General features: G+C 66.1%; 20 protein-coding genes, 2 tRNA genes and 3 pseudogenes. 13 read left to right on the plus strand and 12 right to left on the minus strand.

Features of this window, described 5'->3' with window-relative positions; translation table 11 throughout:
- The first annotated feature begins 29 nt into the window (after nt 1–29).
- The 3 genes from ACM9NP_RS11750 (at nt 30) to ACM9NP_RS11760 (ending at nt 5576) form a co-directional block, all read left to right on the plus strand.
- Nucleotides 30–1106: an inositol-3-phosphate synthase gene (locus ACM9NP_RS11750; protein ID WP_415646691.1), complete on the plus strand. Its 1077-nt coding sequence runs from the start codon at nt 30–32 to the stop codon at nt 1104–1106.
- Nucleotides 1107–2044: 938 nt separating this feature from the next.
- Nucleotides 2045–5038, plus strand: coding sequence for a S8 family peptidase (locus ACM9NP_RS11755; RefSeq protein ID WP_415646692.1), 2994 nt, complete (start codon nt 2045–2047; stop codon nt 5036–5038).
- An 88-nt stretch (nt 5039–5126) separates the two neighbouring features.
- Complete coding sequence (locus ACM9NP_RS11760) at nt 5127–5576, plus strand: DNA polymerase beta superfamily protein (protein WP_415646693.1); 450 nt, start codon at nt 5127–5129, stop codon at nt 5574–5576.
- Between the two features lie 33 nt (nt 5577–5609).
- Here the strand turns inward: ACM9NP_RS11760 and ACM9NP_RS11765 are convergent.
- Nucleotides 5610–5872, minus strand: a pseudogene (locus ACM9NP_RS11765) (short-chain dehydrogenase); the annotation flags it as partial.
- 15 nt (nt 5873–5887) lie between these two features.
- Between ACM9NP_RS11765 and ACM9NP_RS11770 the strand changes: the two are divergent.
- Nucleotides 5888–5965, plus strand: a pseudogene (locus ACM9NP_RS11770) (hypothetical protein); the annotation flags it as partial.
- Between the two features lie 126 nt (nt 5966–6091).
- On the opposite strand, the gene ACM9NP_RS11775 reads toward ACM9NP_RS11770, so the two are convergent.
- Both ACM9NP_RS11775 and ACM9NP_RS11780 read right to left on the minus strand, forming a co-directional pair.
- The gene (locus tag ACM9NP_RS11775; protein WP_415646713.1) at nt 6092–6226 is read right to left on the minus strand and encodes a hypothetical protein; all 135 of its coding nucleotides are present in this window, start codon (nt 6224–6226) and stop codon (nt 6092–6094) included.
- Nucleotides 6227–6477: 251 nt separating this feature from the next.
- Nucleotides 6478–6571 (minus strand) — tRNA-Ser (locus ACM9NP_RS11780).
- A 180-nt stretch (nt 6572–6751) separates the two neighbouring features.
- On the opposite strand from ACM9NP_RS11780, the gene ACM9NP_RS11785 reads away from it, so the two are divergent.
- Both ACM9NP_RS11785 and ACM9NP_RS11790 read left to right on the plus strand, forming a co-directional pair.
- On the plus strand, nt 6752–6883 hold the full coding sequence (locus ACM9NP_RS11785; RefSeq protein WP_415646694.1) for a DLW-39 family protein: 132 nt from the start codon (nt 6752–6754) through the stop codon (nt 6881–6883).
- A gap of 103 nt (nt 6884–6986) precedes the next feature.
- Nucleotides 6987–7059, plus strand: a tRNA-Ala gene (locus ACM9NP_RS11790).
- 158 nt (nt 7060–7217) lie between these two features.
- Here ACM9NP_RS11790 and ACM9NP_RS11795 read toward each other — a convergent pair.
- The 8 genes from ACM9NP_RS11795 to ACM9NP_RS11830 form a co-directional block, all read right to left on the minus strand.
- On the minus strand, nt 7218–7784 hold the full coding sequence (locus tag ACM9NP_RS11795; RefSeq protein ID WP_415646695.1) for a dihydrofolate reductase family protein: 567 nt from the start codon (nt 7782–7784) through the stop codon (nt 7218–7220).
- A 106-nt stretch (nt 7785–7890) separates the two neighbouring features.
- Nucleotides 7891–8739 (minus strand): alpha/beta fold hydrolase, encoded by an 849-nt coding sequence (locus ACM9NP_RS11800; protein WP_415646696.1) that lies wholly within the window; start codon nt 8737–8739, stop codon nt 7891–7893.
- 270 nt (nt 8740–9009) lie between these two features.
- On the minus strand, nt 9010–9543 hold the full coding sequence (locus ACM9NP_RS11805) for a hypothetical protein (RefSeq protein WP_415646697.1): 534 nt from the start codon (nt 9541–9543) through the stop codon (nt 9010–9012).
- A 40-nt stretch (nt 9544–9583) separates the two neighbouring features.
- Nucleotides 9584–10147: a hypothetical protein gene (locus tag ACM9NP_RS11810; protein ID WP_415646698.1), complete on the minus strand. Its 564-nt coding sequence runs from the start codon at nt 10145–10147 to the stop codon at nt 9584–9586.
- A gap of 23 nt (nt 10148–10170) precedes the next feature.
- Nucleotides 10171–11904 (minus strand): hypothetical protein, encoded by a 1734-nt coding sequence (locus tag ACM9NP_RS11815; RefSeq protein WP_415646699.1) that lies wholly within the window; start codon nt 11902–11904, stop codon nt 10171–10173.
- A gap of 368 nt (nt 11905–12272) precedes the next feature.
- On the minus strand, nt 12273–12692 hold the full coding sequence (locus ACM9NP_RS11820) for a PaaI family thioesterase (protein ID WP_415646700.1): 420 nt from the start codon (nt 12690–12692) through the stop codon (nt 12273–12275).
- Nucleotides 12689–13867, minus strand: coding sequence for an aromatic ring-hydroxylating oxygenase subunit alpha (locus tag ACM9NP_RS11825; protein WP_415646701.1), 1179 nt, complete (start codon nt 13865–13867; stop codon nt 12689–12691). Before ACM9NP_RS11825 ends, ACM9NP_RS11820 begins: the two co-directional genes overlap by 4 nt.
- Before the next feature lie 31 nt (nt 13868–13898).
- Nucleotides 13899–14567, minus strand: coding sequence for a TetR/AcrR family transcriptional regulator (locus tag ACM9NP_RS11830; RefSeq protein WP_415646702.1), 669 nt, complete (start codon nt 14565–14567; stop codon nt 13899–13901).
- Nucleotides 14568–15228: 661 nt separating this feature from the next.
- Here ACM9NP_RS11830 and ACM9NP_RS11835 point away from each other — a divergent pair.
- Nucleotides 15229–16836 (plus strand): ATP-binding protein, encoded by a 1608-nt coding sequence (locus tag ACM9NP_RS11835; protein WP_415646712.1) that lies wholly within the window; start codon nt 15229–15231, stop codon nt 16834–16836.
- Between the two features lie 255 nt (nt 16837–17091).
- The gene (locus ACM9NP_RS11840; RefSeq protein WP_415646703.1) at nt 17092–17664 is read left to right on the plus strand and encodes a flavin reductase family protein; all 573 of its coding nucleotides are present in this window, start codon (nt 17092–17094) and stop codon (nt 17662–17664) included.
- Here ACM9NP_RS11840 and ACM9NP_RS11845 read toward each other — a convergent pair.
- Nucleotides 17583–18461, minus strand: coding sequence for an oxidoreductase (locus ACM9NP_RS11845; protein ID WP_415646704.1), 879 nt, complete (start codon nt 18459–18461; stop codon nt 17583–17585). The genes ACM9NP_RS11840 and ACM9NP_RS11845 overlap by 82 nt on opposite strands.
- 1206 nt (nt 18462–19667) lie before the next feature.
- On the opposite strand from ACM9NP_RS11845, the gene ACM9NP_RS11850 reads away from it, so the two are divergent.
- From ACM9NP_RS11850 to ACM9NP_RS11870, 5 genes and pseudogenes are all read left to right on the plus strand, one after another.
- Nucleotides 19668–21032 (plus strand): extracellular solute-binding protein, encoded by a 1365-nt coding sequence (locus ACM9NP_RS11850; protein ID WP_415646705.1) that lies wholly within the window; start codon nt 19668–19670, stop codon nt 21030–21032.
- A 9-nt stretch (nt 21033–21041) separates the two neighbouring features.
- Nucleotides 21042–22424: a carbohydrate ABC transporter permease gene (locus ACM9NP_RS11855; protein ID WP_415646706.1), complete on the plus strand. Its 1383-nt coding sequence runs from the start codon at nt 21042–21044 to the stop codon at nt 22422–22424.
- Between the two features lie 10 nt (nt 22425–22434).
- Nucleotides 22435–23313 (plus strand): carbohydrate ABC transporter permease, encoded by an 879-nt coding sequence (locus ACM9NP_RS11860; protein ID WP_415646707.1) that lies wholly within the window; start codon nt 22435–22437, stop codon nt 23311–23313.
- Nucleotides 23314–24986: 1673 nt separating this feature from the next.
- The gene (locus ACM9NP_RS11865; protein WP_415646708.1) at nt 24987–26024 is read left to right on the plus strand and encodes a hypothetical protein; all 1038 of its coding nucleotides are present in this window, start codon (nt 24987–24989) and stop codon (nt 26022–26024) included.
- 506 nt (nt 26025–26530) lie between these two features.
- Nucleotides 26531–26775, plus strand: a pseudogene (locus tag ACM9NP_RS11870) (hypothetical protein); the annotation flags it as partial.

Raw genomic sequence — 26775 nt, forward strand, 5'->3', positions numbered from 1 at the left:
GATTCATCTAGAAACAGGAGGCATGCGCGATGGGTACCATCCGTGTCGCCATCGTCGGTGTCGGGAACTGCGCTTCGTCGCTCGTTCAGGGCGTCGAGTACTACCGCGACGCCGACCCGTCCGACCGAGTGCCTGGGCTGATGCACGTCCAGTTCGGCGACTATCACGTCTCGGACATCGAGTTCGTCGCCGCCTTCGACGTCGACGCCAAGAAAGTCGGCCGCGACCTGTCCGAAGCGCTGATCGCCAGCGAGAACAACACGATCCAGTTCTGCGAAGTCCCGCCGACCGGGGTGTCGGTCTCACGCGGGCCGACGCTCGACGGGCTCGGCGAGTACTACGTCGAGATGATCGAGGAAGCCGACGACGAGCCGGTCGATGTCGTCGAGACGCTGCGTGAGGCCCAGGCCGACGTGGTGATCTGCTACCTGCCGGTCGGTTCCGATCAGGCCGCGAAGTTCTACGCCCAGGCCGCCATCGAGGCCGGCTGCGCGTTCGTCAACGCCTTGCCCGTGTTCATCGCGTCGGACCCGGAATGGGCGCAGAAGTTCACCGACGCCGGGCTGCCGATCGTCGGGGACGACATCAAGTCCCAGGTCGGAGCCACGATCGTCCACCGTGGCCTGGCGAAGCTCTTCGAGGACCGGGGTGTGGAACTGCTCCGGACCTACCAACTGAACTTCGGCGGAAACATGGACTTCATGAACATGCTGGAGCGCTCGCGACTGGTGTCGAAGAAGATCTCCAAGACCCAGTCGGTGACGTCGCAGATCCCGCACGAGATGCGCGGCAGCGACGTGCACATCGGCCCCTCCGACCACGTGCCGTGGCTGTCCGACCGCAAGTGGGCGTACATCCGGCTCGAAGGCCGTTCGTTCGGGGACACTCCGCTGAACGCGGAGCTGAAGCTCGAGGTGTGGGACTCGCCGAACTCGGCGGGCGTCATCATCGACGCGCTGCGCGCCGCCAAGGTCGCGCTCGACCGGGGCCTCGCCGGTCCGGTCCTCTCCGCGTCGAGCTACTTCATGAAGTCGCCGCCGGAGCAGTACTCCGACCACGACGCCCACCAGGCCGTGGAGGACTTCATCGCTGGGAACCAGGGGTGAAGCGGGAACACCGCATCGCCGGGAACCAGGCGTGAAGCAGGAACACCGCATCGCCGGGAACCAGGCGTGAAGCAGGAACACCGCATCGCCGGGAACCAGGCGTGAAGTAAAAGGACAACGTCGCCGGGACCGGGCGTGAATCGCTCGGAACCCGAGCGCGAGCCGCCGCCGGGGACCCGGCGTAGAGCAGGAACACGGCAGCGCCGAGATGTGCCTCTGGCCGGGCCCGTCAGCCCGGCCACTCGGCGGTTCGTCACCGACCAGGTTCCACGATCGACGTCTCCCCATGTATCTCGTTCGACATTCTTGGCCGGGCCGACGGGCCCGGCCATTCGACGTCCGGGACCGATCGGGCACTGTCCCCGAGGCTCGCGGAACCCGTCCGACCGGTTGGTGACAGCGCTCGACCACGTCGGGCATCATCCATTGGAGCGGCGGTCCATCGATGTGACGACATGTCGCACGTGTGGCGCGAACACGACACAGACGCGAGTGCGAACGTACTTAAACGGCGTTCTGTCACCATTTCCGGCCGCCCCCGGCGAGGCCGCGCGGTAACGGTTCCGAAACCACAGGAGAGTGGGGATCCACTCTCCTATTTCCATGCCTAAACGAATAAACATTGACAAATATCACTCCTTTAAGACTTTGTTTAGGAAGCGAGGGGCCGTCCGCCACGCCCATCTCGGACACTGGTCGGTCACTGTCACTACCTGCGGCGCAATCGCCAAAAAAGAAGTGCGGCGGCGGTATGATCACCAACAGTCACGAAATGTCCAGGGTGGATATTACGGAGGGGTATCAATTCCGGTCCGGTTACCTATCGATTCATATTAATGTCACCGTGAACCGGACCATTGATGGCTCTATTCCTCTACGATTCCGCCACGTGCGCTGTCCCGTGCGCACGGTCCATGGGAGGCATGGAGGTTCCCCAAGTGAAATTGAAATCCCTCGGACGGAGACGTCCGGCGGTATTGGCGGCAGCTGCCGTCACCGCGACCGCGGTGGCAGTGGCAGGCGTCAGCAGTCTGGTGTGGGCGGAAGACTCCGGCCTCAACACCGACGAATACCAGGCCGGTCAGTACATCGTCCAGGTGGCTGGCACGCCCGTCGCCAGCTACACCGGTGATGTCGACGGTTTCTCCGCCACCGCCGCCGAAGACGGCGCGCGTTTGTCCACGGACGGCAAGAACGTCGACCGCTATCGTGACTATCTCGCCGAGCTGCGAGAAGAAGTCCTCGGCCAGGTGCCCGGGGCCGACACGGTCCACCAGTACGACACCGTCCTGAACGGATTCTCGGTCAACCTCAGCGCCGCTGAGGCCCGTGCGATGTCCAAGGCTGACGGCGTCGTCCGTATGTGGCCCAACGAGATTCTGCGTCTCGACACCAGCACCACCCCCGATTTCCTCGGCCTGACCGGTGATAGCGGAGTCTGGCAGAACCAGTTCGGCGGTAACGAGAACGCCGGTGAAGGCGTCGTCGTCGGTATCGTCGACTCCGGCTTCTGGCCCGAGAACCCGTCGTTCGCGCCGCTGTCGGAGCCTCGCCCCGACCAGGACATCATCGACGACAAGTGGTCCGGCACCTGCGACGAAGGCGCCGACGAGAACGCCGACAACAACGTCACCTGCAACAACAAGGTGATCGGTGCCCGTTACTACAACAACGGCGGCGCCCCGACCGAGGGTGAAGCCAACTCTCCGCGTGACTTCGGTGGACACGGCAGCCACACCGCCTCGACCGCCGCCGGTAACTACGGCGTCGACGCGGGCAAGTTCGGAACCCTCTCCGGTATGGCCCCGGCCGCGCGCCTCGCGGTCTACAAGGTCTGCTGGGAGACCTCGGGCGGCTGTGCGTCGTCCGACTCCGTCGCCGCCATCGAAGACGCCGTCAACGACGGTGTCGACGTGCTGAACTACTCGATCTCCGGTTCGCAGACGTACGTCGTCGACCCGGTCGAGATCGCGTTCTTCAACGCCGCCGCCGCGGGCGTCTTCGTCGCCGCCTCCGCCGGTAACAGTGGCCCGAGCGCCAGCACCGTGGCTCACAACAGCCCGTGGCTGACGACCGTCGCCGCCAGCAGCCACAACCGTGGCTACGCCGCCAGCTTGACGCTCGGCAACGGCGCGACCTACGAAGGTGTCGGCAAGGACGGGGCGGTCGACGCGACCAGCGCCGTGCTCGCCGAGACCCTCGCCGCCGACGGTGTCAGCGCCGCCGACGCGCGTCGCTGCTTCCTCGGGTCGCTCGACCCGGCGAAGGTCGAAGGCAAGATCGTCGCGTGTGAGCGCGGCGCGAACGCCCTCGTCGAGAAGAGCCAGGAAGTCGCCGACAACGGCGGCGTCGGTGTCGTTCTGTACAACGTGTCCGGTGGCGCGACCGACATGGCCGCCGTCGACCACTACGTGCCGACCGTCCACGTCAACGCCGCCGACGGTGCCGAGATCGTCACCTACCTGGGTGCCGCCGACGCGACCGTCACGCTGAACGCCAGCGAGCAGATCGACGTCCAGGCTCCGCAGATGGCGTCCTTCTCCTCCGCCGGTCCCGCCCTCGCGGGCAACGGCGACCTGCTCAAGCCCGACATCACCGCTCCCGGTGTCGACGTGGTCGCCGCGGTCGCTCCGCCCGGAAACGGTGGCGCGGACTTCGCGTCCTACCAGGGCACCTCGATGTCGAGCCCGCACATCGCGGGCCTCGGCGCGCTGATGAAGGCCATCCACCCCGACTGGTCGCCCATCGCGATCCGTTCGGCGATGATGACCACCGCGACGCAGACGGACAACCGTGGCGAGCAGATCCAGCGTGCTGGTGAAGACGCCAACGAGTTCGACTACGGCTCCGGCCACGTCGTTCCGTCCGCCATGTTCGACCCGGGTCTGGTCTACGACTCGGGCCCGGACGAGTGGCTCCAGTACGGCTGCTCCATCGGTCAGTTCCAGCTGATCGGTTACGAGGACCTGTGCGACGCGTACGAGACGATCGACCCGAGCGACTTCAACTACCCGTCCATCGCGATCGGCTCGCTCGCCGGCTCGCAGACGATCACCCGTACCGTCACGAACGTCTCCGACACGACCGACACCTACTTCCTGAAGGTCGACGCCCCCGAGGGCGTCAAGGTCAAGGTCAACAAGAAGAGCCTGACCCTGAAGCCGGGCAAGTCGGCGACGTTCAAGGTCACGTTCACGCGGACCGACGCCGCCTTCGGCGAGTACACGTCCGGTTCGATCACGTGGAAGGACCTGTCCGGCCACGAGGTTCGCAGCCCGATCGTTCTCCGTCCGGTGCCTCTGGCCACCGACGCGGAGCTCAACACGAACGGAACCGACGGCGAGCTCGACCTGACCGGTGTCGCCGGCTTCGAGGGCACGCTGAACGCTTCGGTGGCCGGCCTGACCGCCAGCACCGTTGACGAGGTGACCCTCACCGACCCGACGAGCGAGGACTTCAACACCGACGCTCCGGCCGAGGGCCCGCACACGAAGGCGTTCGAGGTCACCGTTCCCGAGGACGCCGAACTGGCTCGTTTCGCGACGTTCCAGTCCGACCACGGAACCTACGACGACCTCGACCTGTTCGTGTACCAGAAGGTCGACGGCGAGCTGTACTACCTGGGCGCCTCGGCGTCCGGTGGTTCGGACGAGTCGGCGACTCTCCCCGGTGGCGCGACCTACGTCGTGTACGTGGACCTCTGGGGCGGCGCGAGCTCGCTCGACGTCAAGTTCCACAGCTGGATCGTCGGCGCGGACGAGGGCAACGCCTCCGTCTCGCCGGAGAGCCAGAAGGTCAGTGTCTCCAAGGGCTTCAACGCGACCTTCGCGTGGGAGGGCCTGGAGGCCGGCAGCCGCTACCTCGGCATCGTCAACTACACCGACGCCAAGGGTGCCTACCTGGAGTCGACGATCATCAACGTCCGCGCCTAGTCACGGATTAGATCGATCACGATCGACAGCCGCCCCCGCCCGGATTACCGGGCGGGGGCGGCTTCGTTCTCGGCATGGAAGGCGATTCATGATCCTGTTCCGGGTGATCAGCGGATCGCGCCTGTACGGCACGGCGCGACCGGACTCGGACCGCGACTTCATCGAGGTCCACGACCGGCTCCCCGGGCACCGCCAGATCGCGCAGACGATCGTCGGAGACGTCGACCTGTTGCGGCTCGGGCTGTCCCGATTCCTGTTCCTGTGCGAGGAGGGCGCGCCCCAGGCGTTGGAGGCGATGTTCGCCCCCGACGAGTACACCGAGATCGACGTCCTGCGGAGCTATCGGCACGCGTACCGCGCCAACGTGCGCGCCGCCGAGGACACGTTCGCCTCGGCGATCCGGCAGTTCGAGGCGTCGGCGCAGCCGAAGACCCGAGCCCACGCACGCCGGCTGGCGGACAACCTCGAGCAGCTGCGAAGGACCCGCCGCTTCGATCCGATCTGGCGCGCGGCTCGCGCGGCGGGAAGCGATCGATAGGGGATCAGGCCGTCGACGCCCGACTCGCCACCTCGGCTGGCCGATCGGGCGCACCGTCATCGTGTTCACGTCCACGCCCGACGGTCGGCCGAGTGCCCAGATGATCGACGCGGCCAGCTGCTCGCTCGTCAGGTTCAGAGCCCCTCGGGAGGGCCTCCGACGCCGTCCCAGAACTCGCTGACGACGCTGCCGGGCGCCACCGGCGTCACGCCGATTCCGTCGCCCGTCACCATGAGCCGGGTGTTCCTGGCGAGGACGGTGACGGCCCACTTCGACGCCCCGTACAGGTTCCCGGGGTGAAGGAGTCCGGGATGGCGACAATCACAGGACTGAGCATCGGCGACGTCACCCAACGCGCCGGGCTCAGCGTCCACATCCTGCGTTCCTACGAGCGGGAAGGGCTGCTCCCCTCTCCCCCAGGCGATCCCGCGAGACGCGAACGATCGGCACGGCTACGACGAGAATCACATCGGGTGGATCGACTTCTGCACCAAGCTGGGACGGGCATGCCGGTTTCACGGATTCACCGCTACGTCGACCTGGTCCGATCCGGTCCGGGCGACGAGGCCGAACGGCTCGCGGTGCTGCGCGAACATCAAGCCCCGGGTCGACGCCCAGCTCGCCGCGTTGACGGCGTCCCACACGGCCATCACGTACAAAGTGGGCGTCTATGAGGAACGCCTCGCGGAGGGCACCGCGAGCCGATTGTGGAGCACCGAATCCACTGAGGAGTAGTCGGGTCGTCACCGCGATGCCCGACTCGCCCCCAGGCCCTCCGACCCGAAGCCTCATGTCCACATGGGAGCACGCACGGAGGACGGTCGATCCCGACCGACGCGGATCGGGGTCGGAGCATGAGAAAGGCCCCGACCGTTAGCGTTTCCGCTGGTCGGGGCCTCGGTGGCGGAGGATGAGGGATTTGAACCCTCGATGCGGGATTAACCGCAAACCCGCTTAGCAGGCGGGCGCCATAGACCGGACTAGGCGAATCCTCCATCGATGGCCTGATAGAGCCTTTCGACCCAGCGAGCATACCGGTCGCCGCGGCGGGGCCGAAAGCGGGATATCCGATTCGGGCGCCGCGCGCGAACCCACCCGGTCTGAGGTGCATCGCTTGGGTATGCTGAGGCACGTTTCACCGGCTGTCTATCGTCTAAATTAGGGGGACTGTGCCGATGTGGAAGAAGCTACTCATCGTGGCGGGCGTCGTGGGCGTCGCCGCCGTCATCGCGAAGAAGGTCAAGGCGAAGCAGGCCGAAGAGGCTCTGTGGCACGAGGCCACGACCTCAGCGGAGGACGTCCGCTAGAGCCGGGTTCCGGCTCGGCTAGAATTCGTTTTCGTGCGTGCCGCCCTGGGCGTTATCGTCAAGAGGCGGCATTACCGGTGCCCTGTAACGGGAGCACCGGCCAGGGGCCTTAGCTCAATTGGCAGAGCGCTGCTTTTGCAAGGCAGAGGTTAGGGGTTCGATTCCCCTAGGCTCCACAGCAGGTCGAGGGCGGTCATCCGATGTCGGGTGACCGCCCTCGACGTTCCTGGGGTCCGAGGGGTGGCCGCTTGGTTCGGATCTGCGCAACCCGGGTGGTCATGTCCTCGATTGCGCCGGTCCTGAGATCGGTTGGCGCAGTGGAAAATGACGCCATTCATTCCCGATCGAGGCGGTATCGCAGCGACACGATGCCGGAGGCGTAGGGCTTGGCCTCTTCCAAACGCAGGTCGTGGATGCCGCCGTCCGCCGTCGTCAAACCGCGGCCGGCCCCGATCAGGACCGGAACGACGCGCAACTGCAGTTCGTCGACGAGCCCCGCTCGCAACAGCGACTGCGCCAGCGATATCGAACCCCACACCATGATGTCCCCGCCCGATTCCCGCCGCAGCGCGGACACGTGCTCGACGGCGTCGCCGCTGACGACGTGGGCGGGCTCCCATTCGCCCCACGGCGCGCTTTCCAGCGTCGAGGAGAACACCAGCTTCCGTACCGTGTTGACGGCGTTGGACATCGGTTCGGCCTCGGCCGTCGGCCAGTACTCCACGAACATGCGGTACGTGTCGGCCCCGAGAAGGATCGTGTCGATCGTCGTGATCTGTTCCCGGTTGTCCCGATCGACTTCGCCGTAGTCGGAGACCGCGTCGAAGAAGTCCAGGCCGCCTTCGGCGTCGGAAACGAACCCGTCCGCGCTGACCAGCTCCTGCACGATGAGCTTGCGCATGTTGCCTCCGAACATCGAATGACGAAACTCTGAGAAGTAGATCGACTGTGCGACCTGCGGACAGCCGCTCGCGTGGAACTCTTAAATGGACATAGCGTCCATTCGATCAGCCTGGGTCGCTGGACGATGGACGTTCGCCGACCGGGTCGTGGGGCCTGGTGAAGAAGTCCACGAGTTCGGGGGCGAGGGCGACGGGGTCGGCGACGTGGGTCTGCCCCGCAAGGGTGCGACGCTCGGCGTCGGAGACCGCGTGGGTGATCGCGTCGGCCGCGTTGTCGAAGAAGCTCGGGTGCAGGTCGCCCGTGTGCGGGTCGACGGCGCCACCGGTGAGGACGAGCGTCGGACAGGTGACGCGGGCCAGCCGCTCCATCGGCGGTCGGCCGTCGCCGAGGCACGCGGCGTCGTAGGCGAGGGTCGGCGCGAGCGCCGTCAGCCGTGGCCACTCCGGTGAGGACCGGGCGACCGCGACATCGGGTTCGGGCGCCCCGGCGAGGCGCATGAAGAGCTCGACCGCCGTGTCGGGACGGCCGGACGACAGCGCCGCCGACAGTTCGCCCACGTAGGCCCGGAAAGCGCCCACCGCTTCGTCGGTGAGCGCGTACGGCACCTCGTAGACGGCGAGTCGATCGACGGGGACGCCCGCCGCCGACGCCTCCAGCGCAAGCGCGCCGCCCGAGGACGCCCCGAAGAGGTGTGCCCGTCCGCCCGTCTCGACGATGACGGCGGCCAGGTCGTCGATCTCTCGCTCGACGGAGTAGAGGTCGGCGTCGCCGCTGTCGGCCCGGCCGCGCCTGGCGTAGTTGACGACCCGGAATCCGTGTGCGGTGAGCGCCGGGATCAGAGGCGCGTTCTCCGCGCCGTCGTCGAGACCGCCGCCGACGAGGACGACGGTGGGGCCGTCGCCCACCGCTTCAAACGCGATGAGGGTGCCGTCCGTGGATCGCGCCCGGTTCACTGGACTGCTCCTCGTGTTCGTCGTTCGCGGTGTCCCCCAGACGATCTCACGCGTGTGGGACAAAACCGCGAACGTCGAGGCCCGCGCCGTGGTCGGGACGCGCGGGAAGGGCTCGCGTCGGACAGTTCTCGCCTCAGGTCGACCGCGGGTCGGCCCGTCCGCGCCGACCACCCCAACGGTCTCGCGCTCCACACCGACTGCCGGCTGCGGCGCGTTCGTGACGCCGTGCGAGGCCGTTGGGGTGCGACGCCGCCGTTCGCGTTCGCGTCGTCAGCGGCGGGCGGCGTCCGGCGCCAGGTCTCCGAGGGTCTTCGTCTTCACGGAACGCATCTCTGAGAGGTATCGGCCGCAAGCGTCTTGGACGCAGCCGTTGACGGCGCGGCAGAACTGCTCGGCCGTCATGTTCTCGTACATTCCCGGCCGGATGCGTACCCGCCAGCTGCGAAGTCCCACGGTCCGCACGCGGACGGCGTCCCCCTGGGCCTCGCCGTCGACGGTGAGGCCGTCCAGTTCCTCCCGCATCCGACGCACCCGCACATCCCAATGGGGGCCGGTGTTCGGTTCCAGTCTCGTGTGTTTCGCGACCAGCTCGGCCCGGCCGCGTTTCAAGCCGTCGTAGACGCGGTCGAGCAGCTCCGAGACCTGGTCGCACACCCGATCCGCGTCGTTGTAGTCGTAGAAGTCCTCGGGGTCGGCGAAGGAGACGACGGCCTGGCCGCGTCCCCTGAGGACGGCCCGAATCCGGCCGTCCGGCGACAGCGCGCGGATGGTCAGGTCGTCGAGCCGTCTTCCGAACTCTCCCATGGCAAAGCTCCCTTCCGGGGTGGTGGCGTTCAGGGGTTCGTCACGCGGTTACGGTCGGTTCGGCGGGTACGCACCAGCGTTCCACGACGGGTGTGGCGTCGAGTGTCATCACGGCTCCGCCGCTCTCCGCCCAGTCGGGGTTCGCCGGAATGTCCAGGGTGACGGTCTCCGGGACAACGTAGACCTCCCCGCGTTCGGCCGCGATGACCTGCGGCAGCATGAACTCGACGCTGTACGGCCGCAACGCGGTGAGCTGTGGTGTCTGCGGCAGCTCGTCGGTGATGTCCTCGCCGTCGACGAGCACCCGTACGTCCACTGTGACACCAACGGCGGTGAGCTCGGTCTCGTTGGTCCAGGTGACGTCGAGTTCGATGTAGCCCTCGACCTTTTCCCATACCGCGTTGGAGACGTAGGTGTGGGCTTCGATCGGCATGCCGAGTTCCGGCGGATCGGCCCACTTCTCGCATTCCTCGGGCAATCCGGCCGCGTCCTCGGTGACGGTGGGGTCGTCCATGTCATCGCCTGGTTCTTCCGTGGAACACCCCGCGAGGAGTAGCAGTCCCGCCATGGCGGCGGCGAGACCTCGGATGGGGGAACTGGTCATGACGTGCTCCGTTCTGTGCTCGGTCAGCCGGCCGCGATGGCGTCCTGGAACTTCTTGTCCAGGTTCGCGGCGGCCTCGGCGTCCGTCTGACCATATTGGATCGCGGCGGCCTTCAGGGCGGCCGCGGCGCTCGTCAGATTGGTCTTCGAGTCCTGCATCATCGTGTCGTACTCGGCGTAGAGGTCCATCCACGGTTGGAGGGCCGCGCCGTTGCTGCTCGTGGCGTAGCTGTCCCCACCGCTGTACGGCGACGACTCGTAGATCGTGCGGGTGGTGTCGGCGGCCATGCTCGACGTGTCGTCCATATCGGACTGCGTCCCGAAGGTCCACGCCGTGGCGGGAAGATGCGTCATGGCGACCTTGAACAGTTCGTTGAGGTCGCCGGAGAACGCGGTCCCGCGATCACCGTTGGGAGTGGACGGACCCAGACCGGAGTTCGTGTTCAGCGTGAACGCACCGCTGCCGGGCGCGGGGGCGCAGAAGAACGAGTGGTACATCGTCAACTGGACGGTGTCACCGAAGGTCGTCTCCAACTGGGCGCCGTCGGAGCTCTTCGTCTCGTTGATGAACTGGGTGAACTCGCCGAGGTTCTCGCCGATGATCTTCTCGGCGTTCAGCACCGTGTTGATGAAGGCGGTGATCTGGCTGTACCAGTTCTCGTACAGCTCGTTGACGGTCGATCCCTCGATGGCGAGCGGCTTCTGCTCGATCTCCTGGTGTTCGGGACTTTGGATGATGGTCACACCGATGAGCGGCAACGGTTCCGTCAAGATCTTCGCCACCGTCGCGACACCTCCGGCGGCCTTGCCGACGGCTTGGGCGGCCGGATGCGGGATCCACCCGGCGACCGTGCCGATGTCCTCGGCCACGCCGCCGATGCCCTTGATGATGTCGGCCCAGCCGGCCGGGTCCGACGGCGGAACGTCGTGGTACGGGTACAGCTCAAAGATGCTCTCGGCGTCGAACATCCTCCCGATCGATTCGACGCGGACGTTGGTGTACGACCTCTCCAGGATGTCCACCGACTGTTGGAGCGCCTTGGCCGTCGTCGCCTGCCCGACGAGCACCGAGGGCAACCGCTCCAGAAAGGACCATTTGAAGACCTGGGCGCCCCGTCCCTGCCAGCCCTCCAGGAATCTGTCCGCGGTCCGGGCGTCGGACCAGGAGTCGTTGCCGAGCAGGCGTTGCTGGAGGTTCGAGCTGTAGGTCGGCGAGTCGTCCGTGTTCAGGACGTCGACCGCCGACAGCTCACCCACGTCGGCGTCGGTGATCTGCCCGGCGGGTATCAGGTCGTCCACCGCGAATTCCAGGCTGATCCTCGGCGCGACGAATGCGCTCTGCTTGAACGAGAACGCGGTCTCGTAGGGCTTCTTGATTCCTTCGAACCAGCTGCGCACCTCCCGCCATTTCGCGCCGCCCTTCTTCACCCAGACGTCGTATGAGGGGTGGCCGCCCGACAGGGTTTCGATGGTCCACGAGTCGTCGCCGTTGTCGACGGCCTTCCCGGTCTGGATGTAGAAGGCCTTGGCCTCCGCCGGAGACCCGCCATAGCCGTCGACCGGCTTCGACGTGACCCATTCCCAGGGGGTGTCGTCATTGATGTAGAGATGGTGATTGGTTCCGCCGTCGTAGGGGATTCCTCCCATGTCGTGCTGAATGTACCGGTCCGCGATGATGTCGATGATGTCGTCGAGCATCCGCATGTTTCCGGCATTGGCCTCGGCTTGGGTGGGGAGGTGCGGCTCGTCAAAACCCATCGGGCAAGTCCTCTCAACGTCGAACCACCACCTCGAAAGAACCGGTCCAATGTGGGACTTTGGGCAAGTCGGTGAATCGACGCTATTTACGTAGTTCGCTATATCGATATGTCGGGCCCACTCCGACTCGTGTGGTCGACTGGGGAGCAATGACGATATAGCGACCAGCGTTAAGCGCACGTGATGTGTAACGAAGACGAAAGATTTGCGAGGACGAGGACGATCACTCGCCGCCCTCCGATCGAACGACGCGGGAACGACACGCGGCCGAGAATCGAACAGGGATCCGAAATGGATGATCATGCGACGAAGCGTCGAAGTCAAGTGGGGCGGCGGCCCTATTCGAGAAGGGTGCCGCCCCGGCCGGGTCAGTTCTTCTTGTCCGCGGCGACGATCGTGCCCTGCGCGACGGCGACGAGCTTCTCCTCGTCCCCGTTGACGGCGAAGATCGAACACGTGCAGACCGCCTGGCGTCGCGTGGTCACGACGGCCGTGGCCCGCGCGATGATCGTCTCGCCGAGCGCGGGCTTCGCGTAGTTGATCTTGTATTCGGCCGTGAGCGCGTCGCCCTTGAGTGCCAGTCCACCTGCGAAGGTGAGCGCGTTGTCGGCGAGGTAGCTGATGACTCCACCATGGATGAATCCGTGCTGTTGCTGGAGTTCCTTCCGGTTCTGAACGCGGATCTCAGCCGAGTCCTCGCCCACGGCGGTCAACTCGGCGCCGAGGAATTGCGAGAACGGTTGCGATTGGAAGATTCCCCGCGCGAACTCAGTCATATCGGTCGTCATGACAGCCTCTCTGTGCCCGGTTCGGTGGCGCGGGCGAGTCGTTGGTCGATGTTGTCCTGGAACATGGCCAGGAGGCCCTCGGCGAGCCCCAGTACATGATGGTCGCTGCCCCCGTGTTCGAGCGTCCGCTGCACCTCTTCGGCGATGGCGAAGTCCTCCTGGTCGAAGACGTCGTCGTTGGTGAACGTGAACCGCTTCTGCAACGCGCCCTGCCCCGCGGACCCGGGGAACTCCTCCGCCCGGTAGAGCATCTCGTGGGTCCACACCGTCCGGTCGGGACTCAGTGGCCAGAAGGTGTTGATGGAGACGTAATCGGGGTGAAGGATGAAGAAGGTGTTCGGGAAGAGGGTGTAGTAGACGGAGGCGTAGTCGAGGATGCGCCACTCGTTCTCCGGTTTGAGCGCCGTGTCCTGGATATTGGTGCGCGCCGCGGCGAGTCGAATGTGGGGGCCCACCTCGTCGTGCGCGATCACGCCGTTCTTGAATGCGAAGGCGAGCGTAGTCCTATGTAGATATGGAACGTGGTAGCCCTCGAGGTACGTCTTGATGAGGAGCTTCCAGTTCGCCTCCTTGACGACCCTGGTCTTCTTGTACTGCACCAGGGACGCGACGTCGAAGTTCACCAGGTCGTCGTGGAATTCACCGAGGAACTCGGGAATGTTCAACAATGCGCCTGGATCGCGCGCGACCCAGGCGAAACCGCCCGCTTCCGCGGCCGGCAGCTCGACGAGTCCATAATCGCCCTTGTCGACTCCGGGGAAGTCGTGCGAACGCGTGATTCCCTTGAGTTGACCGTCGAGTCCGTAGACCCAACCGTGGAATGGGCAGATGAGATTCTTGACGGCTCCCGCGCACTGGTCGAGTAGTCGCGCCCCGCGATGCCGGCATTGGTTGTAGAAGGCGCGAATCCGCCCGTCCTCGCCACGGATGACGAAGTACGGGAACTGGTCCCAATCGCTGGCGATGTACGAGCCGGGCTCGCTCAGCGCCGAGACGTGACCGGCGACCAGCGGGTAGCGCGTGAACGTCGAGGCCAGCTCCTGGTCGAGCAGCGCCTGATCGGTGTACTTGCTGATGGGAATGCGGACGACCTCGTCCAGCATCGCCTCGTCGCGACGCGTCTCCCGCAAGGCGAGGAGGCGTTTGAGCATGGCGACCTGCTCGTGTTGCTTCATCTGATTGTCACTCCGCTCCCTTGGACACGGGTCAGGGCCGACCGGGGGTGGTGGGCCCCGTCTGTGCGGGTTCGGCGCCCACCGCACGAAGACAGAACTGCGCGATCTCGTCGATCAGACCCGCACCGATGGGCACGGCATCGGTGTCTCCGGTGAAATCGTTTCGTACGAAGGGATCCAATGGCCTGACCAACGACTCGGCGATCGCGCCGACGATCGCCGGAGCCGAGATCTCGACGGCCTGGAACCCGAACTCCCCTGTGGATATGCCGTCGCGAATGACGCTCGCCACGAGATCCGCGTAATCCCGGCGGTACCGCAGACGCAGGGTCTCGATCGCCGGGCTGACGGGTTCGAGCAGCAACGCCCACGCCACCATCGGCGCTGCCAGGCACCGGGCCCCGAACCCCTGGACGAGGGCCACCAGCGCGTCGCGAGGCCTGGCCGCATCGTCGACGTCATGGGCGACTCGGCGCAGTTCGCGCTCCGCCAGCGATCGGAACACCTCGACGTGAAGGCCGTCGATACCGTCGAAGTTCGAGTACAGGGAGCCCACGCTGACACCGGCGGCCTCCGCCGTCTCTCGGGCCTTCGCCCCACCGAAACCCGCCCGCTGCACCACAGAGGACGCTGCGGCGACGATGCTCTCCCGTCGTTGGCGCAACCGATCCAACTCGCGATCGGTCTTTCGGTATGCCATCCGACTTATCCCTCACTTATGGTCTGAACTCGTATTCATATCATGATCGCCCCTGCCAACCGACGGGTGCCGACGCGGCCCGAGCCTCGTCGGTGGAAGGATCATCGCGATGAGCATGTTCGAGAACGCCCAGGTAGTCGGCGCCTTTCTCGGCTTCGTCGACGGCGGAATGGAGTTCCACGCGGAACTCGTGCTCCCGCGCGGCGACGCCTTCCACGGACGACCCGTGCTCGGACGCTTCGTCGNCGTCGAGCTCGACGACGACCACGAGGTCCTATTGGGACGCATCACCATGGTCACCGCCGAGGGGCCGCTCACCACGCCGACGGGGGAAGGTCGCCCGGCTCATCCGACACCCGGCGAACGCCCGATATCGGAGGAACTGCGGCGGCTGCACCCACATCACCAGGTCGACATCCGGGTTCTCGGGGTGCTGCGCGGGAGTGGCGACCGGCACCTCTTCGTCGCCAGTCACCGGCGGCTTCCCCGCGTCGGCGCGCGCGTCGCGTTGCCGTCCGACGAACTGCTCGCCGCGATCGTCGACGCCGACAACGACGACGCGTCCCCGATCGGCTATCTAGCCTTCGGCGAGTTCGTCTACGCGGGCGACGATCCGCGCGTCGGTGACTCCTCGTGGATGCGGGTGCAGCACCCGGCGATCATGCCGACCTTCGAGGTGAGCAAGCTCGTCGCCCGGCGCAGCTTCGTGTTCGCCCGAGCCGGCTTCGGAAAGTCCAATTTGGTCAAACTGCTGTTCGCGGAGCTGTACCGCCGACCGCCGACGGTCCCCCGCCGACACGGCGCCGCACCCGTCGGCACCGTCGTCTTCGACCCGGACGGCGAGTACTTCTGGCCCGATTTCAAGGGCCGCCCCGCGCTGTGCGACGTCGAACACCTGCGGGACACGCTCGTGGTCTTCACGAATCGGACGGCGCCGAGCGCGTTCTACCAGTCGTTCGCCGTCGGCGGCGTCAAGCTCAACATCAAGGAGTTGAGCCCCGCCCAGGTACTCGGTGTCGTGCTCGCCCCCGAGAAACAGGATCAGCAGAACGTCGTCCGGTTGAAGTCCTTGGACCCGTCGAAGTGGGCGAAGCTCGTCGACGTGATCCATCGAGACCGGTACCGCGTGGATCGATCGGTCGTCCAGCGGCTACTCGGCCTCGACGCGAAGGACGAGGCGCAGACGAACGCCGCGATCGGCAACATGGCCCGGGTCGTCACCGCCCTGCACGATCCGGCGAGTCGACTGCTCACGTCCTTGAAGGACTGTCTGCGCCAGGGAAAACTGTGCGTCGTCGACATTTCGCAGATGCGGGGCGCTCAGGGTCTGCAGTTGGCGGGCGTGATCCTCGCCGACATCTTCGAGCACAACCAGTCCCAGTTCACGGAGGCCGAACCGAAGGCGATACCGACGATCGCGGTCGTCGAGGAGGCCCAGTCCGTCCTCGGCGGGACGGCGCCGAGCGAGGACAGCCCGTTCGTGTCGTGGGTGAAGGAGGGCCGCAAGTACGACCTGGGCGCGCTGCTCGTCACTCAGCAACCGGGCAGCCTCCCGCAGGAGCTGATCAGTCAGGGCGACAACTTCTTCGTGTTCCACCTCCTCTCGCAGGGCGACCTGGCGTCGCTGCGGAACGCGAACGCGCACTTCTCGGACGACCTGTTGGCGGCGCTGTTGAACGAACCGCTCGTCGGCAGCGGCGTCTACTGGTCGAGCGCGCCGGGCAGCGATCGGCATTCGCGTCCGTACCCGGTTCCGTTGCGGGTGTTGAGTTTCGAGGACGGTTACACACCGCTCGACCCGGACGGGACACTACCGACGCCCGACAGTTTCGCGGCGCGGCTGCGGGCGTCCGTGGAGGCGCGGCGACGGGAGGCCGTCGAGGCGGAGGCGCGGCTGCCGCACGGACTCGCGCCGTCCCCCGACTCCCCGGACGCCGAACCGGCGGCCGACGACAGCGCCATCGCGATCGACCACCTGAACAGGAAGCCGGAGTTCCACGAGCTGATGGCGAGCGGGCGCGGTATCAAGTGGGGTCACATCGCGCACCTGCTCGGGGAGAAGGCGCCGTTCGCGGAATCCTCGGACGAACGCTTCGAGTGGGGAGTCGGACTGGTCACCCGCGCGCTCGACCGCTTGTACCCGGGACGGTGGACGACGGAGGTCCGCGAGGAACCGGGCCGGGTTCACAAGCCGACGTTCGTCCGGTTGAAGGACGCGCCGGGCGACGAGGGCGAGATCTCGCACCAGGACACCCTGTTCGACGTCTAGAGGCTGTCCCTGGGAATTCGATCGCGAGCGGCTCCGGGTGGATGCGCCGGTCCTTTGTCCCGGTGCTCGCCGCGGAAGACCGGTTCTCGACTGTCCGCGGACCCGTTCCGGCTGGATCACGACGCGGCGAACCGTCCGAGCGGTTCGGCGACGGGGCCGGACGCCGCACTGCCCGGGCTAGGCGGTGCCGAGTTGTGAGACGGGCGATGCCGTCCGGATCTGTTTCGAAACCGGGAACCGGCATAGGGTGGCGGCATGGTTGAGGACACACAGGCCGCCGACGCGGGGGCGTCCACGCCGCCGTCGAGCGTCGAGGCGGAGTTGCGGGCGGCGTTCCGGCAGCATGCGGGCGGGGTCGCCATCGTCACCGGAGACTCCGGCACCGGACCGGCCGGGCTCACGCTGTCGTCAGTGACATCGGTCGCCATCGATCCCCCGGCGATCGTCTTCTCGTTGGCGACATCGGGCGGTTCCGCGAAGGCGATCCTCGACGCCGAGACCTTCGCGGTGCATCTGCTCGACGCCGAGAACATCGAACTGGCCCGCGTCTTCGCGACTCGCGGGACGACGCGCTTCACCGACCCGGAATCGTGGGGTCGGCTGCCGACCGGAGAGCCGTACCTGACGGACGTCCCGTCGGTGCTGCGCTGTCACGTGTTCGAGCGGCGCCCGGTCGGCGGTTCGACCGTCGTCATCGCGATCGTCGACGAGGTGTTGACGCCGCGCCCGGTCACCAAACCGGTCGCCTATGTGGACCGTACTTTCTGGCCGCTGTCGGGCGCGATCGACGGCGCGGACGGCCAACCCCGGAACTGGCCGCGCAGGTAGGCGTCGAAGAATCGCGCGCCCAACAGTCGTCGAGTGTGGACCAGGAACTTGGCGACCGGGGTGACGACGTAGCGTATCCGGGGCCGGGAGGCCGTGACGGCTCGCGCGATCACCGCGGCGACGGCGTCGGGGTCGGCGCTGAGGAACCGCGAAGCGTAGGACTCGGCGATCTGCCGGTCGGTGGCGGTGTTGAGGGCGGCGTACGGCCCCGTCGGTGTCGCGGTCTCGGCGAGGCTTCTCGCGGCCACGGCTCCGAAGCCGGTTCGGATCAGGCCGGGCTCGACGAGACTGACCTTGATGCCGAACGGCGCCACCTCGAACCGCAGGGCGTCGCTGATGGCCTCGATCGCGTACTTGCTGGCGTGGTAGTACCCGCCGACGGGGAACACCAGGCGACCACCCATCGAGCCGATGTTGACGATCCGCCCGCAGCGTGCGGCGCGCATGCCCGGCAGGACCAGTTGCGTCATCCGGGCCAGGCCGAAGACGTTCGTCTCGAACTGGCGCCGCACCCCGTCCAGGTCGGTCTCTTCGATGGTCCCGTATTCGCCGTAGCCGGCGTTGTTGACGAGGGCTCCGACCGCGCCGTGCTCGGCCTCGACCGTCTCGACGGCGGCGCGCATCGACTTCTCGTCCGTGACGTCGAGGGCGAGGGTCCGGCAACCGGATTCGGCCAGGTCGGAAATCGCGTCGACGTCGCGGGCGGTCGCGTACACGGTGTGCCCGGTTCGCGCGAGCCGTAGCGCCGTGGCGCGTCCGATGCCCGAGGAGGTTCCGGTGATGAGAATGGCGGTCATATGCGGGGCTCCCGGCCGGATCGTCGACGGTCCATCCGTTGACACGGCAACGATGATGTCACGGAGCGACGAACGGGCGACATCGGCATTCTTCAATTTCTCGTTATCGACGTCGCTCAGTTTGATCTCGACGAGTGCCTCCGGGCACCTTTTCTCGTACGCCAACGATCGCCGGGTGGCCCGGTCTCCCGGCTTGGTGGGTCTCCGTTGCCGTCACCGCAGAAGGGCCCCTGTCCGTACATCGCCCCACCAAGCCGAAGAAGATGCCTGGTCAGACGTTTGGTCGCCTTGAGTTCAACGAGTGCCCACCGGGCACGTCTTCCCCTGCCCGCCATCGACTTCCGCCGAGGTCAGGTGGCCCCAGACCCACGGCTTGGTGGGGCGGGCGTACGACGCCCCAACACGAACCACCCAACAGGAAGGAAGACCCACCAAGCCGCAGAAAAAGCCCGGTCAGACGTCGACCGCTCAACTTCGACGAGTGCCCACCGGGCACGTCTTCCCCTGCCCGCCATCGACTTCCGCCGAGGTCAGGTGGCCCCAGACCCACGGCTTGGTGGGGCGGGCATACGTGCCTCCAACACGAACCACCCAACAGGAAGGGAGACCCACCAAGCCGAAGAAGATGCCTGGTCAGACGTTTGGTCGCCTTGAGTTCGACGAGTGCCCACCGGGCACGCCTTCCCCTGCCCGCCATCGACTTCCGCCGAGGCCAGGTGGCCCCAGACCCACGGCTTGGTGGGGCGGGCGTACGAGGCCCCAACACGAACCACCCAACAGGAAGGGAGACCCACCAAGCCGCAAAAGACGACCACCAGAAGGTCGCAGGGCGAAGGCACCCACACCCGACCGCGCCACCGAAGTCCACTTGAAGCAGAAAGTCGACACCACAAGGTCATAGATGCTTTCAGATTTCACAATGTGCCATCAATCGATCACCATCATTGCGATGTCATGTCCCGTTCATCGGTGAGCAACCACGTGACCATCTGAGCGTCACATCGAAGCCTTGGGGCGCAACGGCTGTTCACGCGCGATTCACATTGAATTGAGTGGAGGGTCGCGTGGCCGCTGTTGCGCGAGCGCGGAGTGTATGGGTATCGTCCATTCGCCGGAACCGAGGTGGCTTCCGGGGCATTCGTCCAGTGAGGCGTGCCCGTGTCTCCTCGGCTCGGCATTTCCCCTCACGCCCATAATGGAGGACAAATGCGACGGGCTAAAAAGCTTGTCGGCGCCGCGATGGCCGCAATGCTGTTGACGGGCGTCACCGCCTGCTCCGGCGAGGCCAAGGACGAAGGCGTCATCGACGTATGGATCGGGTTCACCGATTACCGTCTCGACTGGGCGAAGGAACGCGCCGCCGAGTTCGTCAAGAAGCACCCCGACTACAAGATCAACGTCGAGGGCTACGACACCTACGAGACGCTGTTCGACGCGCTCACGGCCGCCACTCAGCAGGGCAAGCCCCCCACGATCGTCCAGAACTTCGAGGCCGCGACCCAGGAGTCGCGCGACGCGGTGAACGCCGATGGCGACCCGCTCTTCGTCTCGGTGGAGAAGGCGATCGACGGTCGGGACGAGATCCTCGGCGAGCCGGTCGTCCTCGACGACATCGTCGAGGCCGCCAGCAGTTACTACACTGTGGATGGCGAGTTCTCGTCGATGCCGTGGAACACCTCGACTCCGATCTTCTACTCGAACTCGGAATTCCTCGAGGCCGCCGACATCGAGCCGCCGCAGACGTGGGAAGAGCTCACCGAGGCGTGCGACGCCATCATGAAGCTCAAGGACGCGCCGAAGAGCTGCATCAGCTGGCCGAACCACGCCTGGTTCCCCGAGCAGGTCCTCGCCGAGCAGGGCGGCCTGTTGGCCAACGCCGACAACGGCCGCTCCGACCGCGCCACCGAAGTCGACATGACCTCGCCGGAATGGCTGTCGTGGATCGACTGGTGGAAGGAGCTCAACGACAAGGGCCACTACTACTACTCCGGTGTCCAGGAGGACTGGGACGGACCGAAGAACGCCTTCGGCGGTCAGCAGGTCGCGTTCCTCATGACCTCCTCGGGCGACGCGACCGCCGTCGTCGGTGACGCCGAGAAGACCGGCTTCGACGTCGAGGTCAGCATGCTGCCTCGCTTCGCCGACAAGGACTACCACGGCAACCTCATCGGCGGCGCCACCCTGTGGCTCGTCGACGGTCTGGAGACCAAGACGCAGGACGGCGCGCTCGCGTTCATGCAGTTCCTGAACAACCCCGAGAACGCCGCCGACTGGCACAAGACGACCGGCTACATCCCGATCACGAACGCCGCCGTCGAACTGTTGGAGAAGGAGGGCTGGTACGACGAACGCCCGTACCACAAGGTCGCGACCGACCAGCTCGCCCAGACCGACGGTTCCCCCGCCGCGACCGGCGTGCTGCTCGGCAGCTTCGTCGCGATCCGCGCCGAGGTGACCCAGGCCATCGAGGAGATCCTCACCGACGGCGCCGATCCCGCCGACCGCTTCGCCAAAGCGCAGGAGAACGCGCAGAAGCTGCTCGACGACTACAACGCGCTCTACGTCGGCTGAGTCGACACCGTGGCGTTTTATCCATTGATGCTGCCGCTGTTCATCGTGACGGCGGCGGCAGGAGCCCTGGTCGGTCGGGCGGTCTGGCGTTCTGCCGGGCTGTCCGGCCGTTCCGGCGCGTTGATCGTCGCCCCAGCGGGCGCACTCGGTCCACTGTTGACCATGGTCCCCCTCGAGTCGTGCACCTTCGAGCCGGGGCGCAGCACCATGGACGTCGCGGTCGGCGTCGTCGCCTTCGTTGCCGGCGCGGCCGTCCTGATCGGCGTCGTCGCCTGGATCGGCAAGGCGCTCAGCCAACCCGGCGGATTGTCCAACCTCGACACGAGTGACGCTTCCGGCACTTACCGGCACCGCAACCTCATCCCGTGGGGCCTGCTGCTGCCGACGTTGGCGATCCTCGCGGTCTTCCTGTACTGGCCGCTGGTCGAGACGTTCCGACTGTCGACATTGCTGACTCGGCGCGGCGCCCCCATCGAGCGCTTCGTCTGCGTCGACAACTACACGGCCCTGCTCGGACCGAGCCTCGAATGGTGGCTCATCACGGCCGCCGCCGGGCTCGCGCTCGCCTGGGTGGCGACGATCGTCGCCGAGCGGCGCGACCCCGACAACCTCGGGAACTCGGCCTCCGTCTGGCGTCGCGTCCGTGGCCTGCTGATGATCCTGACAGTCGTCGCGGCGACCGCCTCCGTGTTCGGCCCGGACTACCGTCCCGTCTTCACGACGACGATGATCCTGACGAGCGGCGTCGTCCTCACCGGACTCGCCGTCGGCCTGGCCATCGCGTTGCTCGTGTCGCAACCGATCCGTGGACGCGGCATCTATCGGACCCTGTTGATCTGGCCGTATGCGATCAGCCCGCCGATCGCGGGTGTGCTGTTCTTCGTCATGTTCGACCCGTTGACCGGCATCATCGGTCACCTGTGGGAGACGTTCACGCCGTGGACGATGCCGAACTACCGCACCGACGCGACGCTCGCCCGGATCGTCGTGATCCTCGCGAGCGTGTGGAAGACGCTCGGCTTCACGATCCTGTTCTACATCGCGGGGCTCCAGAACGTCTCCGTCGAGATGCTCGAAGCCGCCAAAGTGGATGGCGCGAACGCGTGGCAGCGTTTCCGGCACTTCATTCTGCCGAGCCTGATGCCGATCACGTTCTTCCTGATCGTCACTAACGTGACCTACGCGTTCTTCCAGGTGTTCGGGACGATCGACTATCTGACCGGCGGCGGACCGGCGAAGGCGACCACGGACGCCATGACGTACATCGTGGAGACCCAGAAGGGCAACATCGGAGACGGCGCGGCGACCTCGCTCGTGCTGTTCGCGATGGTGCTCGCCGTGACGGCGTGGCAGTTCCGTGCCACGGGCAGCAAAGTCCACTACGGATCTTAGGGAGGACGTCATGGCAATCAACGTGACCGAACTGGTCGGCTCCTCCACAACGGACGCAGTGGAACCGCCCATGAACCGCAAGCGGCGCGGGCGATCCTGGTACCTGCACGTGGCACTCGCGATCATCTGCGCGGTATCGTGCGCGCCCGTCCTGTACGCACTGCTCGTGTCGACACAGGACAACGCTCAGATGACGAGCTTCGACCTGTTCCCCGGAGAGTCCTTCGCCGAGAACTTCGCGACCGTGTGGGAGAGCCGCGACCTCGGCAAGTACATGGTGAACTCCGCCATCATGGCGATCATCATCTCCGTTGGCAAGGCCGCCACGGGAATGCTCGCCGGTCTCGCCTTCGTGTACTTCCGCTTTCCCGGCCGCTGGATCGTGTTCTTCTTCGTCCTCATCACCCTGATGATGCCGACGGAGATCTCCATCCTCGCGCTGTTCGGCATCGCCGACGACCTCAGCATGTCGGGGAACCTCGCGGGGTTGACGATCCCGTTCCTCGCGTCGGCGACCGCGGCCTTCCTGTTCCGGCAGCACTTCGCGAACCTTCCCGCGAACCTCTCCGAGGCGGCCCAACTCGACGGGGCGAACCCGCTTCAGTTCCTCGTCAAGGTGCTCATTCCGTTGTCGTGGAACGTTCTCGGGGCGCTCGCCGTCATCGAGTTCCTCTACGGCTGGAACATGTACCTGTGGCCGTTGCTGACGATGCAGGGCGACGACCAGGTCGTCCAGGTCGGCCTCGCCTCGCTCAAACAGTCCGGTGAGGGCACGAACTACGGACCGCTCATGCTCGGCGCGCTGATCGCGTCGATCCCGCCGATTCTCGTGTTCCTGCTTCTCCAGCGCCCCTTTATGAAGGGCTTCGCGCTGGGCCGCGACAAGTAGTAGCGGTCGACGGCGGGTCGAGTGTCCACGCTCGACCCGCCGTCGACGGTCCCGCCCCGTTTTCGCTGTTGCCACGAACTTTCGGCGTGACGGCGCGGCACAGGGGCAGACGCTCGGCCCCGGCTTTCCCGGGTGCCCAGAGACTTTCGGTTCGCCGCGCTCACACGCAGACCGACCCCTTTGCCCCCTTCGCCTGGTGCCCACAGACTCTCGGTTCGACGACGCGACACACGGGCATACCGGCCCAGCTTTCCTGGGTGCCCACAGACTTTCAGCTTGGTGGGGGCGACACACCACAGGATTCCGAATCCGGTCTGCCTGGGTGCCCACAGACTTTCGGCTTGGTGGGGCGATGTACGGCGCGGGCGCCTTTTTGCGGGGACGGTGGTCGAGACCCACCAAGCCGGGAAACCGGGCCACCGACTCACAAAACGAACCCGACCAAGAGCCTTGCAACCCCCAGTGGGCACCTTCCCCGGCTTGGTGGGTCTCCGTTGCCGTCACCGCAGAAAACAGTAGTCACGTACGCCCGCCCCACCAAGCCGAAACTCTCGGACCACCCGGCCCCAACGGGCAATCACTGGCGTCCTAAAGGAAACGCCACGAAGGCTCCGACTTGAACCCCGACTCCCACCACTCCGCTTGGTTGGGCAAAAGTTCCGCTTGGTTGGGCAAATTCTCGAATTAGGCGTGTTTTCGCAATTTGCCCAACCAAGCGAGCAATTTAACCAACCAAGCGGAACACCTGACCGAACCTCTTCCTTCGGCTTGGTGGGGGCGACACACCACAGGATTCCGAATCCGGTCTGCCTGGGTACCCACAGACTTTCGGCTTGGTGGGGTGATGTACGGACTGGCGCCTTTTTGCGGGGACGGTGGTCGAGACCCACCAAGCCGGGAAACCGGGCCACCCGGCAAAGTTGGGAACGCCTGGCCCGCAATAGGAGGCGCACCCGAAAGGCGCACATCGACGTCGGTGCGCCCGATCGTCGGTCATCTGTCTGGAAGGGACCGGTAGGCGTGTAGGGAAGAAAGTTTGTGCCGATGTGGGCGGTGGTGCTTGACATCGACTACACACCATGCGCTACGGTTTCGGAGTGGCCGTCACACTGCGTAACGCGGGTGGGGTCACTCCACAAGAGTCCCGCCCGATACGGCAGTGCCGTATCGGGTGTGGAGACATAGAACGACCGGAGCGGCTAGTCCTAGACAGCCTTCCGCTCCGGTCTCACAAGAAAGGAGGTTCCCGTCATGGACGGTAACCGACCCTCTGCTGCACCCATTGTGCCAGCCGGGTGACAACCCGGCTACCCCATACCGCACGCGTCCACCAGCGTCGATACATCGACTCCACTGACCTGCGGTGATACCCGAACCGTTGCGAAGTCGCACTTCCGCGCCCTGAGCTCGGGTCGGCCTTGACCTCGCGCCCCACACGATGGGCACGCGAGGCTCCCCGGTGGTGTTGAGAGGGACCCAACGCCCGCGACCCCGGTTCGTCCTCCCCGCGCATGTCAACCGTGGCGGAGCCTGCCTGGCCGCGACCCACCACAACGGACACACGCGACGAACCCGTCAACGCGCGTGCCCTCTCAACCCACCACCACCATCGACCGTCCGTTAGGGATGACACGACGGTCATACGCCACGTCCTCTATGGGGGTTCAATCGTCATGCCCATTCACGACCCAGCCCACCACCCGGCGGCCACGACCGACCGGCACAGCCCACCCGCTCACCCCACGTCCGACCGGGGCGCCACCGATCATCACGTGCAGGTCACCACCGACCGCACCACCCCCGAACGGACGTTGTGCTTGTCGCCGTCGCGGCTTCCGTTGCTCCCCAACGGTTCCATCGAGCCGCTTCCCATCACGTCGTCATCGGGTACCGCCGACCGGACCGCGCCCCGCGCCGCCGCCGAACATCCCGCACCGGGCATCACCGACCGCACCACGGCCGACCATCCCGCGCCGCGAAACACGGACCGTACTGCCGCCGGACGGACGTCGCTCACGTATTCCCTGTCGCCGTCACACGTTCCAATGCCTCCCCATGCATCCATCGCTCAGCTTTCGGCCGAGTCGTCGTCGGACAAGTCATGTCCCGATGGTGATTCGCCGCGTCCATTGGGTCTGTTGAAGCTTGGGCATCGTCTGATCGCCGCGACGTATGTCGGGGCCGGTGAGGCTCGTCTAGATCTTCTCGGTGCCGGTGGGGCGATCGCGTCACCCGTCGGGGCGATCACCGGGCTCGACCTGACGGATCCGGTGTTCTTCCCGCATCCGACTCAGCGGTATTGGCTGTCCGAACCCGCCACGGTCTGGTATCTCACCCGCACCACCACCGACCGGTACCGATCGACACCGGATACCACCATCCCGACCGGACCACCCGAACCCGATCGTCAGACAGGGACGGTTTCGGCTGGTTCCCCTACTCGGTGGGTCTCTCCTCCCGCCGGTGTGTCCTGCGGTTCCGTCAACCGCCCCACCACGTCGAAAGGAGAACCGTCGACGCCGCGAGCCTTCCACACTGGACCCGGCACCGGCATGGACACCGTTCCCGACACCGGGACCGTCCGCGACTCCGACACCGAGACCGGCATCAGTCCTGAAAGCGCTGGCGGATCAACCTGTCCGCCAACGGATCCCGATCCGACACCCGCTGTCGGTAGTGCTCGCGCCGTGCGAATGGGGGTGCGGTCGTGACGACGCTCGTCTGGAACCTCGACCTCGATCCAGAGCCCGGTCCCGCTTTCGGTCCCGGCGTTGACCTTGACGATCGTCCTACCGGAACGGTTTCGGGTTCCCCGGCTCGGTGGGATTCTCGTCCGGCCGGTGTGTCGGCTCGCGGTCCCGTCAACAGCCCCACCAACCCGAAAGAAGAACCACTGACGTCGCGACGCTCCGATACGGACAGCGGTCGAGGCATCAGAACTGGGGTCGGGGCCGGTCCCGACGCCCGCGCTGGAATCGGGCCGGTTCCTGGACTCGGCTCGGTTCCCGGGGCCGGGAGGGTTCCTGGACTCAGTTCCGTTTCGGTGCCCGATACCGGGACGGAAGCCGTTACTGACACCGGGTCCGACGTGGGTTTCGGTACTGGTTGTGTTCGGTCTGATCGTGTGTCGGTGGTGTCGTTGTTGAGGACTGTCCGGCCGGTTCCGGGTGAACGGGATCCGCATAGAGAACGCGTCGCTCGCGAAGCCGAACGTGATGTGGCGAGGGAGATCCGGCGGGCTCGGTACCCGATACCCGAGCCGACCGGTACCGGGTGGGATCGGCTCGGTTGGCGTGAACGCGTCCTCAACGCCCACCGCGACCGTGTCGACGAACAATCGCGGGAACGCCGACAACGAGACCGGACACCGCCACTCGTCCTGCGGCCCGACGCGACCACCGCGCACGGCACCCCGACACCCGAAACCGGGACGGGGACGGGAACGGGAACGGGGACTGGGAC

Source organism: Stackebrandtia soli, from assembly GCF_965137155.1.
Classification (GTDB): Bacteria; Actinomycetota; Actinomycetes; order Mycobacteriales; family Micromonosporaceae; genus Stackebrandtia; species Stackebrandtia soli.

What these genes read in the sequence shown, in the direction of transcription:
- ACM9NP_RS11750 (WP_415646691.1), top strand. Translation starts at nt 30, where the DNA reads ATGGGTACCATCCGTGTCGCCATCGTCGGTGTCGGGAACTGCGCTTCG.
- ACM9NP_RS11760 (WP_415646693.1), top strand. Translation starts at nt 5,127, where the DNA reads ATGATCCTGTTCCGGGTGATCAGCGGATCGCGCCTGTACGGCACGGCG.
- ACM9NP_RS11775 (WP_415646713.1), bottom strand. Translation starts at nt 6,226, where the DNA reads ATGGCCGTGTGGGACGCCGTCAACGCGGCGAGCTGGGCGTCGACCCGG.
- ACM9NP_RS11785 (WP_415646694.1), top strand. Translation starts at nt 6,752, where the DNA reads ATGTGGAAGAAGCTACTCATCGTGGCGGGCGTCGTGGGCGTCGCCGCC.
- ACM9NP_RS11795 (WP_415646695.1), bottom strand. Translation starts at nt 7,784, where the DNA reads ATGCGCAAGCTCATCGTGCAGGAGCTGGTCAGCGCGGACGGGTTCGTT.
- ACM9NP_RS11805 (WP_415646697.1), bottom strand. Translation starts at nt 9,543, where the DNA reads ATGGGAGAGTTCGGAAGACGGCTCGACGACCTGACCATCCGCGCGCTG.
- ACM9NP_RS11810 (WP_415646698.1), bottom strand. Translation starts at nt 10,147, where the DNA reads ATGACCAGTTCCCCCATCCGAGGTCTCGCCGCCGCCATGGCGGGACTG.
- ACM9NP_RS11815 (WP_415646699.1), bottom strand. Translation starts at nt 11,904, where the DNA reads ATGGGTTTTGACGAGCCGCACCTCCCCACCCAAGCCGAGGCCAATGCC.
- ACM9NP_RS11820 (WP_415646700.1), bottom strand. Translation starts at nt 12,692, where the DNA reads ATGACGACCGATATGACTGAGTTCGCGCGGGGAATCTTCCAATCGCAA.
- ACM9NP_RS11825 (WP_415646701.1), bottom strand. Translation starts at nt 13,867, where the DNA reads ATGAAGCAACACGAGCAGGTCGCCATGCTCAAACGCCTCCTCGCCTTG.
- ACM9NP_RS11830 (WP_415646702.1), bottom strand. Translation starts at nt 14,567, where the DNA reads ATGGCATACCGAAAGACCGATCGCGAGTTGGATCGGTTGCGCCAACGA.
- ACM9NP_RS11835 (WP_415646712.1), top strand. Translation starts at nt 15,229, where the DNA reads ATGCCGACCTTCGAGGTGAGCAAGCTCGTCGCCCGGCGCAGCTTCGTG.
- ACM9NP_RS11840 (WP_415646703.1), top strand. Translation starts at nt 17,092, where the DNA reads ATGGTTGAGGACACACAGGCCGCCGACGCGGGGGCGTCCACGCCGCCG.
- ACM9NP_RS11845 (WP_415646704.1), bottom strand. Translation starts at nt 18,461, where the DNA reads ATGACCGCCATTCTCATCACCGGAACCTCCTCGGGCATCGGACGCGCC.
- ACM9NP_RS11850 (WP_415646705.1), top strand. Translation starts at nt 19,668, where the DNA reads ATGCGACGGGCTAAAAAGCTTGTCGGCGCCGCGATGGCCGCAATGCTG.
- ACM9NP_RS11860 (WP_415646707.1), top strand. Translation starts at nt 22,435, where the DNA reads ATGGCAATCAACGTGACCGAACTGGTCGGCTCCTCCACAACGGACGCA.
- ACM9NP_RS11865 (WP_415646708.1), top strand. Translation starts at nt 24,987, where the DNA reads ATGCCCATTCACGACCCAGCCCACCACCCGGCGGCCACGACCGACCGG.